The sequence below is a fragment of the Maricaulis sp. genome (assembly GCF_048269565.1).
Taxonomy (GTDB): Bacteria; Pseudomonadota; Alphaproteobacteria; order Caulobacterales; family Maricaulaceae; genus Maricaulis.
On sequence record NZ_JBLXIK010000007.1, the window covers coordinates 1 to 15372 of the forward strand.

Annotated in this window: 13 protein-coding genes; 4 read left to right on the plus strand and 9 right to left on the minus strand. The window is 65.1% G+C overall.

Annotated elements, in window-relative coordinates; all coding sequences use genetic code 11:
• Nucleotides 1-126: 126 nt before the first annotated feature.
• A complete protein-coding gene (locus ACN0YL_RS12290) occupies nucleotides 127-1014 on the minus strand; it encodes a LysR family transcriptional regulator (protein ID WP_417490914.1) in 888 nt (295 codons plus the stop codon).
• 121 nt (nucleotides 1015-1135) lie between these two features.
• Here ACN0YL_RS12290 and ACN0YL_RS12295 point away from each other — a divergent pair, with 121 nt between their 5' ends.
• The gene (locus tag ACN0YL_RS12295) at nucleotides 1136-1783 is read left to right on the plus strand and encodes a class I SAM-dependent methyltransferase (RefSeq protein ID WP_417498182.1); all 648 of its coding nucleotides are present in this window, start codon (nucleotides 1136-1138) and stop codon (nucleotides 1781-1783) included.
• A 75-nt stretch (nucleotides 1784-1858) separates the two neighbouring features.
• Here ACN0YL_RS12295 and ACN0YL_RS12300 read toward each other — a convergent pair whose 3' ends face one another.
• Complete coding sequence (locus ACN0YL_RS12300) at nucleotides 1859-2494, minus strand: peroxiredoxin (RefSeq protein WP_417498183.1); 636 nt, start codon at nucleotides 2492-2494, stop codon at nucleotides 1859-1861.
• 123 nt (nucleotides 2495-2617) lie between these two features.
• On the opposite strand from ACN0YL_RS12300, the gene ACN0YL_RS12305 reads away from it, so the two are divergent.
• Together ACN0YL_RS12305 and ACN0YL_RS12310 are read left to right on the plus strand one after the other, a co-directional pair.
• Nucleotides 2618-2749, plus strand: a complete 132-nt coding sequence (locus ACN0YL_RS12305; protein WP_417498184.1) for a hypothetical protein — start codon at nucleotides 2618-2620, stop codon at nucleotides 2747-2749.
• Between the two features lie 72 nt (nucleotides 2750-2821).
• A complete protein-coding gene (locus ACN0YL_RS12310) occupies nucleotides 2822-4738 on the plus strand; it encodes an ABC transporter transmembrane domain-containing protein (RefSeq protein WP_417498185.1) in 1917 nt (638 codons plus the stop codon).
• Here ACN0YL_RS12310 and ACN0YL_RS12315 read toward each other — a convergent pair.
• From ACN0YL_RS12315 to ACN0YL_RS12340, 6 genes are read right to left on the minus strand one after another with little or no spacing between them, the layout of a single operon-like run.
• Nucleotides 4735-6405 (minus strand): formate--tetrahydrofolate ligase, encoded by a 1671-nt coding sequence (locus ACN0YL_RS12315; protein WP_417498186.1) that lies wholly within the window; start codon nucleotides 6403-6405, stop codon nucleotides 4735-4737. The two genes, ACN0YL_RS12310 and ACN0YL_RS12315, sit on opposite strands and share 4 nt — an antisense overlap.
• A gap of 22 nt (nucleotides 6406-6427) precedes the next feature.
• A complete protein-coding gene (locus ACN0YL_RS12320; RefSeq protein WP_417498187.1) occupies nucleotides 6428-6643 on the minus strand; it encodes a formate dehydrogenase subunit delta in 216 nt (71 codons plus the stop codon).
• Entirely contained in the window at nucleotides 6640-7434 is a 795-nt protein-coding gene (fdhD, locus tag ACN0YL_RS12325; RefSeq protein WP_417498188.1) for a formate dehydrogenase accessory sulfurtransferase FdhD, read from the minus strand. Before fdhD ends, ACN0YL_RS12320 begins: the two co-directional genes overlap by 4 nt.
• A 9-nt stretch (nucleotides 7435-7443) precedes the next feature.
• Nucleotides 7444-10281, minus strand: coding sequence for a formate dehydrogenase subunit alpha (gene fdhF, locus ACN0YL_RS12330; RefSeq protein WP_417498189.1), 2838 nt, complete (start codon nucleotides 10279-10281; stop codon nucleotides 7444-7446).
• A gap of 4 nt (nucleotides 10282-10285) precedes the next feature.
• Complete coding sequence (locus ACN0YL_RS12335; protein ID WP_417498190.1) at nucleotides 10286-11851, minus strand: formate dehydrogenase beta subunit; 1566 nt, start codon at nucleotides 11849-11851, stop codon at nucleotides 10286-10288.
• Entirely contained in the window at nucleotides 11844-12293 is a 450-nt protein-coding gene (locus ACN0YL_RS12340; RefSeq protein WP_417498191.1) for an NAD(P)H-dependent oxidoreductase subunit E, read from the minus strand. Before ACN0YL_RS12340 ends, ACN0YL_RS12335 begins: the two co-directional genes overlap by 8 nt.
• Before the next feature lie 575 nt (nucleotides 12294-12868).
• Between ACN0YL_RS12340 and ACN0YL_RS12345 the strand changes: the two genes are divergently transcribed.
• Nucleotides 12869-13513 carry a helix-turn-helix domain-containing protein gene (locus tag ACN0YL_RS12345; protein WP_417498192.1) on the plus strand — a complete coding sequence of 215 codons (645 nt, stop codon included), beginning with the start codon at nucleotides 12869-12871 and terminating at the stop codon, nucleotides 13511-13513.
• A gap of 78 nt (nucleotides 13514-13591) precedes the next feature.
• Here the strand turns inward: ACN0YL_RS12345 and ACN0YL_RS12350 are convergent, their stop codons facing one another.
• Entirely contained in the window at nucleotides 13592-15292 is a 1701-nt protein-coding gene (locus ACN0YL_RS12350) for a M28 family metallopeptidase (protein WP_417498193.1), read from the minus strand.
• Nucleotides 15293-15372: the final 80 nt, after the last annotated feature.

Here is a 15372-nt window from a genome sequence, read left to right on the forward strand (position 1 = left end):
CGGGACGTTTCGAATGTCTCACTTATCTATTGCGCTAAACGGCATTCGCCGCGTCCCGCACACCTCCCAATCCGGGGAGGCAACACCATCCCTCCAGCGGCACGCCGCGTGGAGATTTTGGTATTGCTAGCGCCCCAATTCCTCGGCCAGGAGGTCGAAGACCAGGCGGATACGGCGGCTGGTGTGAAGCTCGCGGTGGGTGACGAGCCAGACGGGGACCTCGATCACCGGCAGGCCGGGCAGGACACGCTCGAGGCCCGGATTGAGGGCGGCGAATTCCTCGGTCAGGACGCCGATACCCAGTCCGTTGCGGATCAGTTCGGCCATCACCGGACCGCTGGCGGTGTGGAGCTTGAAATTCCGCTCCGTGAGGGGCAGGCCGATCGCCTGCAGGGCGGCGAGGAAGCGCTCATCGCGGTCAAAGCCGATAAACTCATGGCGGGCGAGGTCGGCGGCGGTTTTCGGGCGGCCATGGCGGTCGAGGAAGTCCTGGCTGGCATAGAGACAGGCGCGGGTCTGGCACAGCAGCTTGCCGATCAGCTCGCCCTGTTCCGGGCGGGCATGGCGGATCGAGATATCGGCCTCGCGCCGGGTCAGGTCGCGGACATCATTGGAGGCGATGATGTCGAGCTCGATCTCCGGCGCCAGCTGCCGCAGCTTGACCAGGACCGGTGGCAGGACATGCATCGCCATGGAATCGGTGGCGGTGAGGGTGACGCGGCCGGCGATCTGCGAGGACTGGCCGGAGGCCGCCAGCGACAGGCGCGTCGCGGCCTCGGCCATGGCGCGGACCGGTTCCAGCAGCGCCATGCCGGTTTCGGTCAGGACCATGCCGCGACGGCCGCGCTCGAACAGGGTGATGCCGAGTTCGGCCTCGAGCGCCGAGATCTGGCGGCTCAGGGTTGGCTGGGTCTGGCCGAGCGCGCGGGCGGCGGCCGAAAACGAACCCTCCTCGACGGTGGCGAGAAAGGCGCGGATATGGTTCCAGTCAAAGGCAATGGCCGGCCAGTTCATCGATTTGTGTATATCAGCTGTCGAATATTCGGCAATGTCCCATTGGTTTGCGCATGGGTAGACAGGGGCAACCGGAAATCATGCCGCCACTAACGGGCGGCCTGTCGAGGATGTGAAAACGATGAGTCAGGATACAGACCAGCAGCGCAAGGATCGCCTGTTCTGGGACCGCACGGCGGAGAAATACGCGAGCGACCCGATCGCCGACGAGGCCGCCTATCAGCGCAAGCTGGAGATCACGCGGCGCTATTTCACGCCCGAAAGCGAGGTGCTGGAATTCGGCTGCGGCACCGGATCGACCGCGATCCTGCATGCCCCCTTTGTGAGGCATATCCAGGCCACGGACCTGTCGGGCGAGATGTTGAGGATTGGCCGCGAACGCGCCGCCGAGGCCAAGGTGGAGAACATCACGTTCGAACAGGCCGGTTTCGACGATATCGAGGCCGCTCCGGAAAGCTATGACGCCGTGCTCGGCCTGAGCATTTTGCACCTGCTCGAGGACCGCGATGCGGCGATTGCGCGGGTGCATGAACTGGTCAGGCCGGGCGGGGTGTTTGTCTCCAGCACCGCCTGCCTGGGCGACAAGATGTGGTTCTTTTCACTGATCGCGCCGATCGGGCGCCTCTTCGGCCTGCTTCCCACGGTGCGTGTCTTCACCGCGAAGCAATTGGCGCGCAGCCTGCGCCAGGCCGGTTTCGAGATCGAGGAGGAATGGCGACCGGAAAAGAGCATTGCCGTCTTCATCGTCGCCCGCAAACCCGCGGCCTGACCGGTGTCTGTTGGCCAGGCCCGGGCCGGGCACCGGGGCGAAAGCGCATGGCCCTCGCCCCGGCAAGACCGGTTATCAGCCCTTGGGCACGTCGGTCAGGCGCAGATAGGAGCGCACTTCTTTCCAGCCCTGCGGGAAGAGGTCCTTGGCGGCCTCATTGGAGATCGAGGGCGGAATGATGACCTGATCGCCCGGGGTCCAGTCGGCCGGGGTGGCGATCTTGTACTTGTCGCCGGTCTGCAGCGCGTCGATGACCCGCAGGATCTCGTCGAAATTGCGTCCGACGCTCATTGGATAAGTCATCATCAGGCGGATTTTCTTGGCCGGGTCGATGATGAAGACCGAGCGCACGGCAGCCGTGGTGCTCTCGCCGGGATGGATCATGTCATAGGCCTGGGCGACCTTGTGATCGGCATCGGCGACGATCGGGAATTGCAGGTCGGTGTTCTGGGTGTCGTTGACGTCGTCAATCCATTTGACGTGTTCGGCGACGGTATCGGTCGACAGGCCGAGCGGCTTGGTGTTGCGCTTGGCGAACTCGGCGGACAGCTGCGAGGTGCGGCCCATTTCCGTGGTGCAGACCGGGGTGAAATCGGCCGGGTGGCTGAAGAAGAAGACCCAGCTGTCGCCGGCCCATTCGTGCAGGCTGATATCGCCCTTGGTGGTGGCAATGGTGAAGTCGGGGGCGGTATCGCCAATCCTGAGTGACATGTCAGTCTCCTGTCTGGCGCCAGAGGCCTGGCGGCGGGTGAATTTGATGTGGCCGCGGCGGGTGCCTCGACCGATACACCACAAATAGGCCTCGCAACCGGGCATTTCAAATTGATCCTCGCGATGAAACCCATCAACCCTTTCAATGACAGGCCGGCATCCCTTCTGGTGATGTCAGTCGAGACTGGCTTGCAGGACGGATTCTGCTGCATTTTGACGCGCGCCGGCCTGGCCGGTCTGCGCCTGCCGCCGTGATGCGCCGCATCGCCCGGTGCAACCGCGCCCCGAACGTCCTATATGGACACCCCAACCCTGCCGCATTCCCAAATGACCCGGAGGCCCGCCTTGGCCGAGACCACGCAAACCGCCGAACATCGCGCCGATACCGATCGCGGTTCCGCCTTCGCCTCCGAGCTCGAGCGCGACGCGGCGCACCGGGAAAAGGCCCGCAGTGCCAAGCCGCTGCGCCGGCTCCTGCCCTATGTGCTCGCCTATCCCGGCCTGCTCGCCGCCTTCACCCTGTTTCTCGTCCTCGCCTCCAGCCTGACCCTGATCCTGCCCGGCGCCTTTCGCATGGTGGTCGATTGCGGTTTTGGTGGTGCCTCGGATTCGGCCCTGTGCGGTGCCGTCTCGATCGGTGAGGGCCTGTCGGCCTATTTCCTCGCCGGCATCGCGGTTGCGGCCCTGCTGGGTCTGGCCAGTGCGATGCGTTTCTACTTCATCAGCCGGCTGGGTGAGCGCGTCGTTGCCGATCTGCGCCGAGATGTGTTCGACCACCTGCTGTCGCTCAGCCCGACCTTCTATGCCAGCACTCGCACCGGCGAGGTGCTCTCGCGCCTGACCACCGACACGACCCTGATCCAGACCGTGGTCGGCTCCTCGGTCTCCGTCGCGCTGCGCACCGTGGCGACTACGACCGGGGCGCTGATCCTGATGGTTGTCGTCAACTGGCAGCTGGCCCTGATGGTGCTCGCCCTCGGCCCGGTCATCCTCGGGCCGATCATGCTGTTCGGCCGCCGGGTGCAGCGCCTGTCGCGCTCCAGCCAGGACAATCTCGCCGACGCCTCGGCCCGCGCCAGCGAGAGCCTGCAGGCGATCGAGACCGTCCAGGCCTTCACCCGCGAGCCGGAGGAACGCTCCCGCTTTGCCGACGCCGTCGAGACCACCTTCAAGGTCTCGCTTGCCCGCATCGAGGTCCGTGCCTGGATGACGGCGATCATCTTCACGGTGATCCTGTCGGGGCTGATCGCGGTGTTGTGGTTCGGCGCCATCCAGGTCCAGGCGGGCAGCATCACGCCCGGCGCGATGACGCAATTCGTCATGTATGCCTTCGTCGCGGTGTCCGGGGTTGGCATGCTGACCGAGACCTATACCGAGGTGATGCGCGCCGCCGGGGCCACCGAGCGCCTGATGGAACTGCTCGCCGCCAAGCCCGATATCGATGTCCCGGACGCGCCGGAGCATTTCGCGCTGCCGGTGCGCGGCGAGATCGGTTTCGAGGACGTCTCCTTCGCCTATCCCACGCGTCCCGACGCGCTGGCGCTGGAGGGGATCAGCCTGAAGGTCGAGCCGGGCCAGACCGTGGCCCTGGTCGGCCCGTCCGGTGCCGGCAAGAGCACCATGTTCCAGCTTTTGCTGCGGCTCTATGATCCCGCCTCGGGCCGGCTGACCATTGATGGCGTCGATATCAGCCATCTTGATCCGACCGAGCTGCGCAATGCGATGTCGATCGTGCAGCAGAATGCGCCGCTGTTTGGCGGCACCGTCGCCGACAATATCCGCTTCGGTCGCTCCGATGCCTCGCTGGACGATGTGATCGAGGCCGCCAGGGCCGCCAATGCCGATGAATTCATCACCGCCCTGCCGGATGGCTATCAGACCCAGCTCGGCGAGAATGCCCGCACCCTGTCGGGCGGTCAGCGCCAGCGGCTGGCGATTGCCCGGGCAATCCTGCGCGATGCGCCAATCCTGCTGCTCGACGAAGCTACCAGCGCGCTCGACTCCGAGAGCGAGGCGGTGATCCAGACGGCGTTCGAGACCCTGTCGCGCAACCGCACCACGCTGGTTATCGCCCACAGGCTGGCGACGGTGCGCAAGGCCGATTTCATCGTCGTGCTCGAGGGCGGGCGCATTGTCGACCAGGGCACGCACACCGAATTGCTCGCCCGCGGCGGGCTGTATGCACGCTATATCGAGCTGCAGTTCACCGCCCCGGACGAGGATGAGGTCAGCGCTTCCGCCTAGAACAGACCGACGACATGGCCGCTATCGTCGAGCCCGATGCTCTCCGCTGAGGGCACACGCGGCAGCCCGGGCATGGTCATGATCTGACCGCAGATCGCGACAATGAAACCGGCGCCCGCCGCGAGGCGGACTTCGCGGAGTTCCAGCGTGTGGCCATCGGGCGCACCGCGTCGCGTCGGGTCGGTGGTGAAGCTGTACTGGGTCTTGGCCATGCAGACCGGCAAATGCCCGAACCCGGCCGCTTCCCAGGCGCTGAGCTGGTCGCGCACGGTCTTGTCGACCGTGACCCCGTCAGCGCGGTAGATGTCGCGGGCAATCGTCTCGATTTTATCGAGCAAGGGCAGCGCGTCGCGGTAGAGCGGTTTGAAGCTGGCGCTGCCATCGGCGATCAGCTTGACGACCTTGGCCGCGAGCTCTTCGGCACCGGCCCCGCCCTCGGCCCAGTGGCGGCAGACAATGGCCTTGCGGCCGAGCCGGGCGACATAGGCCTTGACCGCATCGGTTTCGGCTTCGGTGTCGGCGGTGAAGTGATTGATCGCAACCACCGTCGGCACGCCGAACTTGGCGAGGTTTTCCAGGTGCCGGCCCAGATTGGCGCAGCCCTCCTGGACCGCTGCGACATTCTCCGCGCCGAGATCCTCTTTTGCGACGCCGCCATTCATCTTCAGCGCCCGGATTGTCGCCACGAGCACGACAGCTTTCGGCATCAGACCGGCCTTGCGGCATTTGATGTCGAAGAATTTCTCGGCCCCGAGATCGGCCCCGAAACCGGCCTCGGTGACGACATAATCGGCCAGTTTCAGCGCCGACTTCGTTGCGATGACGGAGTTGCAGCCATGGGCGATATTGGCGAAAGGGCCGCCATGGATGAAGGCCGGATTGTTCTCCAGCGTCTGCACCAGATTGGGCTGCATCGCGGTCTTCAAGAGCACGGTCATGGCGCCATCGGCCTTGATGTCGCGGCAGGTGATGGCGCTCTTGTCGCGGCGATAGGCGACGATGATATCGCCAAGCCGGCGTTGCAGGTCGTCCAGGTCGGTCGCCAGGCACAGGATCGCCATCACTTCGGAGGCGACGGTGATGTCGAAACCGCTTTCGCCGGGAAAGCCGTTGCTGACACCGCCGAGCGAGGTGGTGATCTGGCGCAGGGCGCGATCATTCATGTCGACCACGCGGCGCCAGACGATGCGGCGCTGGTCGATCTCCAGCGCATTGCCCCAATAGATGTGATTGTCGATCATCGCCGAGAGCAGATTGTGCGCCGAGGTGATGGCGTGGAAATCGCCGGTGAAATGGAGATTGATATCCTCCATCGGCACCACTTGCGCATGACCGCCGCCCGCCGCGCCGCCCTTCATCCCGAAACAGGGGCCGAGCGAGGGTTCGCGGATGCAGATCGCGGCCTTCTTGCCAATCCGGTTGAGGGCATCGCCGAGCCCGACCGTGGTCGTGGTCTTGCCTTCACCGGCCGGGGTCGGATTGATCGCCGTCACCAGGATGAGATGACCATCGGGCCTGTCTTCTAGGCTTTTCAGGAAGGGCGCGGTCAGCTTGGCCTTGTCATCGCCGAACCGGGCAATGGCATTGGCGGGAATGTCGAGTTTCGCCGCGACATCGTCGATCGGCAAAAGCGTGGCGGCACGGGCAATCTCGATGTCGGTTTTCATGCAGGATCCGATCGGGTTGAAATCAGGACAGGGTCTTCAGCCGCTCGATGGCGGCAAGGATAACGGCGGGCAGCGGTGTATCGGGGGCCTCGGACAGCGCGATCAGCCGCTCCCGCATGCGCGGATCCCAGAACTTTCGCAGATGGGTGGCGATGCCTTCAATCCGTTCTGCCTCGGTATAGGGGGCATGGAAATCGGCGATCTGGCTGGCCATCCGGACCAGGGTTTGATCATTCATGGCCCAGGCTCCGGCGCGAAGGAAACAATGATGCCTTGCGGCCCCGCCGCGGCGATCGGAAGGCCCAGCTGACGCGCCAGATCAAGGGCGCGGCCGGTCGGGGCCGACTGGGTGGCGAGCAGGGCGGCGCGCATCCGGGCTGCCTTGAAGACAAGCTCGAAACTGCAGCGGCTGCTCATGACGACAAAGCCGGCATCATCGCGCTCGCCCCGTCGCAGCCGCGCTCCGGCCAGCTTGTCGAGGGCGTTGTGGCGGCCGACATCCTCGCGCACCAGCTCGATACGGCCGTCGCTGTCGCACCAGGCGGCGGCGTGGACGCTACGGGTTTCGCGATTGAGGGTCTGATGCTGCGGCAGGGCTTTGAGCGCGGCCCGGGCCGCGGCCGGCGTGATGGCGAGGCCGGGGGCGAGGTCGGCGGGCGCATTTTGCAGTTCGGCCAGGCTTTCGATGCCGCACAGACCACAGCCGGTGCGGCCGTCGAGCGAGCGCCGGCGCACCCGGTCGGAGCGCAGCAGCTCGGGCGCAAGACGGATATCGGCGGTGATGCCCTCGGGCCAGTGGCGGACATCGACCCTGTCGATATCGCCGCCACCGGCGATGGCGCCCTCGGTCAGGGCGAGGCCGATGGCGAGATCCTCGACATCGGCCGGCGTCGCCATCATCACCGTCCAGGCTGTGCCATTGAAACCGATCTCGACCGGCACTTCCTCGGCAATGCCCCAGTGCTGCGGGGCTTCGCCGGGCGGGTAGGCGGCTGTGCGCCGGCTGACGGGGACGGAGACCTTCACCACGCGGCGATCCTATTCCGCAGCCGGCTGGATACGCACCGCCCGGTCGGCCCGGCGGGCGCGTTCGGCCTGCCAGTCGGATGGCATGTTGGACGGCGAGACCTGCACCGCCGTCACCTTGTATTCCGGACAGCTGGTGGCCCAGTCCGAGAGCTCGGTGGTGACGACATTGGCACCGGTCTCGGGGTGATGGAAGGTCGTGTAGACGATGCCGGGCGGGACGCGATCGGTGATGGTGGCGCGCACTGTGATGGCGCCCTTGCGGCTCGACAGCGAAACCATGTCGCCATCGGAAACGCCGCGCATTTCCGCGTCGGCAGGGTGGATTTCCAGCAGGTCCTCGTCATGCCAGCGGGAATTGGCGGTGCGCCGTGTCTGGGCGCCGACATTGTACTGGGTGAGGATGCGGCCCGTCGTCAGCAGCAGCGGGAAATGCCGGTTGGAGCGTTCCTCGGTCGGTATGTATTGCGTCATCATGAAGCGGCCCTTGCCGCGTACGAAACCGCCGACATGCATCACCGGCGTGCCGTCCGGCGCCGCCTCATTGCAGGGCCATTGCAGCGAGGGGCCATTGTCGAGGCGCTCGAAACTGACACCGGCGAAGGTGGGTGTCAGGGCCGCGATCTCGTCCATGATTGCGGCGGCATTGTCGTAATGCATGTCAAAGCCCATCGCGGTGGAAAGCCGGCACACCGTCTCCCATTCCGACAGGCCCTGTTTTTCCGGCATGGCCGGGCGGACGCGATTGATGCGGCGCTCGGCATTGATGAAGGTGCCGTCCTTTTCGAGGAAGGAGGTGCCGGGCAGGAAGACATGGGCGAAGGCTGCCGTCTCGTTGACGAAGAGGTCCTGCACGATGACGCAATCCATCGCCCTGAGCGCGGCGAGCACATGATGGCTGTCCGGATCGGACTGGGCGATATCCTCGCCCTGGACATAGAGGCCGCGGAATGTGCCATCGAGGGCGGCGGAGAACATGTTGGGTATGCGCAGGCCTGGTTCGGCCAGCAATTCGCGGCCCCAGGCCTGTTCAAACGCGCCTCGGACGACATCGTCGGCGACATGGCGATAGCCGGGGAATTCATGCGGGAAGGAGCCCATATCGCATGAGCCCTGGACATTGTTCTGGCCGCGCAGCGGATTGATGCCGACACCGTTCTTGCCGAGATTGCCGGTCGCCATCGCCAGATTGGCCATGCCCATCACCATGGACGAGCCTTGCGAATGCTCGGTGACGCCAAGCCCGTAATAGATCGCGCTATTGCCGCCGGTGGCGTAGAGCCGGGCTGCTTCGCGCAGTGCCTGGGCCGGCACGCCGCTGACCGCCTCGACCGCTTCGGGTGAATTGCTCGCATCGCGGATGAAATCGGCCCAGCGCCTGAAGCTGTCATCCTCGCAGCGTTCGGCGACGAAAGCCTCATCGAGGAGGCCCTCGGTGACGATGACATGGGCGAGGGCGTTGATGACGGCGACATTGGTGCCGGGGCGCAGCTGGAGATGATGCGCGGCAGCGACATGCGGCGAGCGCACCAGGTCGATGCGGCGCGGATCGATCACGATCAGTTTCGCGCCGGCGCGCAGACGCTGCTTCATCCGCGCGGCAAACACCGGATGCGCATCGGTCGGATTGGCGCCGATCACCAGGATGACATCGGCCTGCTCGACCGACTTGAAATCCTGGGTGCCGGCCGAGGTCCCGAGCGTGACGCTGAGCCCGTAGCCGGTCGGAGAGTGACAGACCCGCGCACAGGTATCGACATTGTTGTTGCCGAAGGCGGCGCGGACCATTTTCTGGACGACATAGACTTCTTCATTGGTGCAGCGCGAGGAGGTGATGCCGCCAATGGCGCCGCTGCCATGGTCTTTCTGGATCTGCTTCAGGCGGGCGGCGGCGAACTCGATCGCCTCGTCCCAGCTGCATTCGCGCCAGGGGTCGGTGATCGCGTCGCGCACCATCGGCGAGAGCCGGCGTTCACTATGGGTGGCATAGCCCCAGGCGAAGCGGCCCTTGACGCAGGAATGGCCCTCATTGGCGCCGCCATCGCTGTCGGGTGTCATGCGCACGACCTCATCGCCTTGCAGCTCGGCGATGAAGGAACAGCCGACGCCGCAATAGGCGCAGGTGGTTTTCACTTCGCGCCGCGGCTGGCCGTGCTCAACGACGGTCTTCTCCATCAGTGTCGCGGTCGGGCAGGCCTGGACACAGGCACCGCATGAGACGCATTCGCTGTCGAAGAAGCGCTCGCCGAGACTGGCGGTGACCTTGGAGTTGAAGCCGCGGCCCTCGATCGTCAGGGCCAGCGTGCCCTGGACTTCATCGCACGCCCTGACACAGCGCGAACAGACAATGCATTTCGAACCGTCAAACTGGAAATAGGGATTGGAGGCGTCGACGCCTTCCTTGAGATGGTTCTCGCCATCGAAGCCGTAGCGCACTTCGCGCAGACCAACCTCGCCGGCCGTGTCCTGCAGCTCGCAATCGCCATTGGCCGAACAGGTCAGGCAATCGAGCGGATGGTCGGAGATATAGAGTTCCATCATGCCGCGGCGCAGGGCTTCCAGACGCGGCGACTGGGTGGTGACTTTCAGGCCCTCGGCGACCGGCGTGGTGCACGAAGCCGGTGTGCCCTTGCGGCCCTCGATCTCCACCAGACACATGCGGCAGGAGCCGAAGGGCTCAAGGCTGTCGGTGGCGCAAAGCTTGGGGATGCGCGCCTCGGTCAGCGCGGCGGCGCGCATGATCGAGGTGCCGGCGGGAACCTGCACACGCCGGCCGTCGATCTCGAGCCTGACGTCTGGCTCGCCGGTCCGGGCCGGGGTTCCGAAATCTGATGCTTTGCGGCTACCCATGGCGCTATCCTACCACCGTTTCATCGGCCTGTAGCGGTTCGCCCTCGAAGTCCTCGCGGAAATAGCGCAGGGCGCTCAGCACCGGCATCGGCGTCAGCCCGCCCATGGCGCACAGCGAGCCATCGGTCAGCAGGGTGCAGAGCTCCTCGACCAGGGCGAGATTGGCCTCGACATTCTCGCCGCGCCGCACCTTGGCCAGGGTTTCGGCGCCGCGAACCGAGCCGATGCGGCAGGGCGTGCACTTGCCGCAGCTTTCCTCGGCGCAGAACTCCATCGCGAACTCGGCCTGGCGTGCCATGTCGACCGTATCGTCAAACACGACAATGCCGCCATGACCGAGCATGGCGCCGGCGGCAGCGAAGGCTTCATAATCCAGTGGCAGATCGAGCATCGAGGCCGGCAGATAGGCCCCGAGCGGTCCGCCGACTTGCACTGCGCGCACGGGCCGATCCGACAGCGTGCCGCCGCCATGTGTCTCGATCAGTTCGCGCAGGGAGAGCCCGAACGGCGCCTCGAACAGGCCGCCATGTTTGATATTGCCGGCGAGCTGAAACGCCTGGGTGCCGCGCGAACGCTCGCGTCCCAGCGCCTGATAGGCCTTCGCGCCACGGGCGAGGATCTCGGGCACGCTGGCCAGGGTGAGGACATTGTTGACGATGGTCGGCTGGCCGAACAGGCCGGAGATCGCCGGGATGGGCGGTTTGACCCGCACCTGGCCGCGCTTGCCCTCCAGGCTTTCGAGCATCGCGCTCTCTTCGCCGCAGACATAGGAGCCGGCACCGCGGCGCAAGGTCAGGTGGAAGCTTCTGCCGGAGTCGAGAATATCATCGCCGAGCCAGCCGCGCGCCTGCCAGGCGGCGATGGCGGCACGCATTGTCGCGATGGCGTCGGGATATTCCGAGCGCAGATAGATGAAGCCCTGCGTCGCGCCGACCGCGAGGCCGGCGATGATCATGCCTTCGATCAACAGGCCGGGATCGCCTTCCATCAGCATGCGGTCAGCAAAGGTGCCGCTATCGCCCTCGTCGGCATTGCAGCAGATGTATTTCTGGTCCGCGACAGCCCCGGCGGCGGTCTTCCACTTGATGCCGGCCGGGAAGCCGGCGCCGCCACGGCCGCGCAGGCCTGAGGCGGTGACGGTTTCGATGATGCCGGCGGGGGTCTGGTCCAGCGCCGCGCGCAGACCGGCGAGGCCGCCCTCGCGCTCGAAGGCATCCAAATCGAGCGGGTCGATCACACCGCAGCGGCGATAGAGCAGCCGTGTCTGGGCCTGCATCCAGTCCAGCGCCTCGATCGCGCCGAGGGCCAGCGGGTGGGTGTCGGCGAAATCCTGCCCGAACAGGCGCTCGACATCGGCTGCATCGACGGGCCCAAAGCCATGGCGGACGCCATCGCGCTCGATCTCCAGCAGCGGTTCAAGCCACAGCATGCCGCGCGATCCGGTACGAACCAGTGTCAGGTCCCGGCCATGCTGGCGGGCCGCGGCCTGCAGGCGTTCGGCGACCTGATCGGCACCCACCGATCGGGCCGCAGCATCGCGGGGCAGGAAGAGGGTGAGCGGCTCAGTCATCGCGGTGGACCCCGGCGCAGACAGTAGCGATCCGCCCGGCTGTTGCGCGACCGATCAGTTGGTCGCCGGCCAGCGCGGCAGGACCAAGGGCGCAATTGCCGAGGCAATAGACGGCATCATGAGCGATGCCGGCCGCGTCCAGCTCGGCGGCGAGCCGGTCGGCGCCGAGTGACTGACAGGCCTCTGCCCGGCACAGACGGACCCGGTGCGGATCGCGCGGCGCGGTGGAGAAATCGGCATAGAAGCTGCGCACCCCCTGGATCTCGGCGCGGGAGAGATTGAGGCTTGTCGCGACAATCCGGGCGGCGGCGTCGCTGATGCAGTGCTGTGCAGTCTGGATGTCGTGCAGGATCTCGATCAAGGCATCGGCGCGGTGATCATGCGCGGCGCAGATCCGTTCCACTGTTTCGCGATCACTCGTTCCGCTATCGGTTTGCGACAAGCCAGTCTCCACAATTGGGCCCCGACCATGGCCGGAGCGGTCGGGTGGTTTTGCGAATACTCGGTCTCCCGGCCTGCACGGCCGGCGGGCGTCCGGTCAATCCGGGAACGGACCTTGCCGGGACCATACTGACTCGGCGGCGCCCGGTACAGACCGGCCGTGAGGTTGTGCCGGTGTGCTTCATCTGCTTTCTGTTGCAGAGGGACATTCGGTTCGTCCGGGCAACTGAATGATGCAGGGTAACTGTGCTGAAACGTTTGAGCAATTCCGCTTCCGCGGCCGCTCGGCCCGGGTTTGATGCCGGGGAATCGGGCTCGCATTCCGCCGATTTTGCGCCGGTCATCCGACGGGATTCTTTGACGACGCAAGAGAAACCGTTGAAAGTAGAGATGGTGCTATTGCGTTCGGTCGAGGGTGGCCCTTTCGGGGCGCAATATCATGATGGCAGCTGGCGGTGACAGCCGCGGTGGCCGGTGTCGATACGCGTGAGACCGTTTGATTTCGCCCGGGTTTTAAAACAGCGTGGAACCGGGCCGGTACAGACCACAGCAGGCAGGAAGCCCTAGGGGGGCCATTTGGTACAGGACATCAATTTCACCGCAGGTTCGAGCAAGGTGAACTGGCCCTCGATCATCCGGAACTTCCGGATGTCGAAGCGTCTGAAACAGGCCGCACTCGCTGCCGATCTCGGCGTGACGCAAGCCATGATTTCGCGCTGGGAGAATGGCGAGTCCGATCCGCCGGACCGCGTGAAGCGGCGCATGGCAGAGCTGGTGCAGGATGCTTTCGTGGTTGCACCCGCACCGACCTGGATCGACCTGGTTACGCTCAATCCCGGAATTGAATTTGTCACCGACTCATCGGGCGTGCTGAAGGCGATTTCCGCCGGTGCGCTGGATGCATTCGGTCTCGCCCGGGAAGCCGTGGAAGGCCGGCCGATCGAGCGCTTCCTCGGCGGTGATTTTGCCCGGACCATGGAGGCCTTGCGCAGCAAGGGGATGTTCCGGAGCGATCTGGTCTTTGCCCAGAGCCTCGGCAGCGTCGAGATCAAGAGCGATGCCACCCCCCGGATGGTGCTGTGTGACTTCATCCACTGGCCCCGGCTCTCCGAGGTGCGCGCCGTGTTCTGCGTCCATTCCGGCGCGGTGGTTGACCAGCAGAAATATGACAGCCGCCTCGAGGATCGTGGCCAGAAGATCGTCACCCGCAAGACCTTCTGATCTGACCGCCGCGACCGGACAGAAAAAAAGGGCGGCCCAGCGAGGCCGCCCTTTCTCGTTCATGCCGCGCAGCGAGCCCTATTCGGGACGCTGTGCATCGCGCAGGCCGCGGAACTCATTGCCCTCATACCAGTTTGGCCAGGCCTCCGAATTCGCCAGGCGGGCACCGACATTATAGAGCAGTGTCACGCTCTCGGTCATGCCGTCCATATTCCAGTCGGCGGAATACTCGTCTGACGGGGCGTGGTAGCGGTTCTCATTATAGTCCTGCCCCGCAGCCTCGCCAGCCTCGGTGCCGCCCTCGCGCAGGTCACTGCCGGCATCGGCATAGAGCATTGGCACGCCGTGCTTGGCGATCGAGATATGGTCGGAGCGGTAGAAATACCCGGCTTCCGGGTGAGGGTCGGGTGCGAGATAGCGATCCTGCAGCGCTGCTTCCTCGGCCAGAACATCTTCGAGTTCCGACGCACCGAAGCCGACCACAACAACGTCGCGCGAGCGCGGATTGGGCATGATGGCGTCGATATTGATGCCGCCGACCGTCTGGGCGAAGGGCGCGATCGGGTTCTCGCCATAATAGGCCGAGCCGAGCAGGCCGGATTCTTCGGCCGTCACGGCGATGATCATCACCGAGCGCTCTGGCGGGTTGGCGACAAAGGCCTCGCCGATTTCAAGAATGGCGGCCGTGCCGGAGGCATTGTCGACCGCGCCATTATAGATTCCGTCTTCGCCGTCCGGCACATCGCGGGTGCCCAGATGGTCCCAATGGCCGGTATAGAGCACGTATTCGTCAGGCCGCTCGCTGCCGCGCACCACGCCAACGACATTGCGGGAATCCATGGTGCTGGTTGAGGTGTGCAGCATGCCAGCCGAGCTCAGGCCGGTCATCGGCACGGCCACAAATCCGGGCTCGGCGGCACGGGCCGTCAGATCGTTGAAGTCGAGCTCCGCCAGTTCGAACAAATGCCGGGCGACGCCTTCGGTGACCCAGCTTTCGACATTGGCGAACGTGCCTTCGCCCGGCGCGCGGGCGAGATCGAGCTGCGAGCCGGACCAGGAGCCGGAGACCACGTTCCAGCCATAGGAGGCCGGCGCGGTTTGGTGGATCAGGATGACCGCGGCAGCACCCTGACGGGCAGCCTCCTCGTATTTGTAGGTCCAGCGGCCGTAATAGGTCATGGCAGCGCCATTGAAGAGGCCGCTGTCGGGATTGGCATAGCCGGGGTCGTTGACAAGCATGACGACTGTCTTGCCGGTGACATCGACGCCGGCATAGTCGTTCCAGCCATATTCCGGCGCGACGACGCCATAACCGACGAAGACCAGATCGCTGGCATCAACCGAGACTTCCGGCTGGCTGAGCTTGGTCCAGTAGACGATGTCGTCGCCCATGCCCAAGTCGAGCGGCTCGCCATTGAAGAAGACGTCGTAATCCGAACGCGAGGTATCCAGCGTGATTTCCAGCAACGAGACCGGCTGGAAATAGCTGCCCTCAAAGCCGGGCTCGAGCCCGATGCGCGCCATTTCATCGGCGATCCACTGGCTGGCAGCGATACCGCCGGGTGTGGCCGGGGCTCGGCCTTCAAAACTGTCATCGGCGAGGGTTGCGATGCGGTAGCGCAGATCGGCTTCGTTGATATCGCCTGTGGTGGCGGCCACCACAGGTTCGACAGCGGCCACAGTCGATTCCGTTGCAGCGCTCGTCGCTTCCCCGGCCGGCTGATCGCAGCCCGCGAGGGCCAGACCGCTCAATGTTGCGGCAAGAACCAGATTTCTCATCCCGATTTCCCCTTATTCGGTTGGGCTTCGATGCAAATGTGTGGCACATCCTGCACCGGAGCAAGCCCGACGCAAGCTGT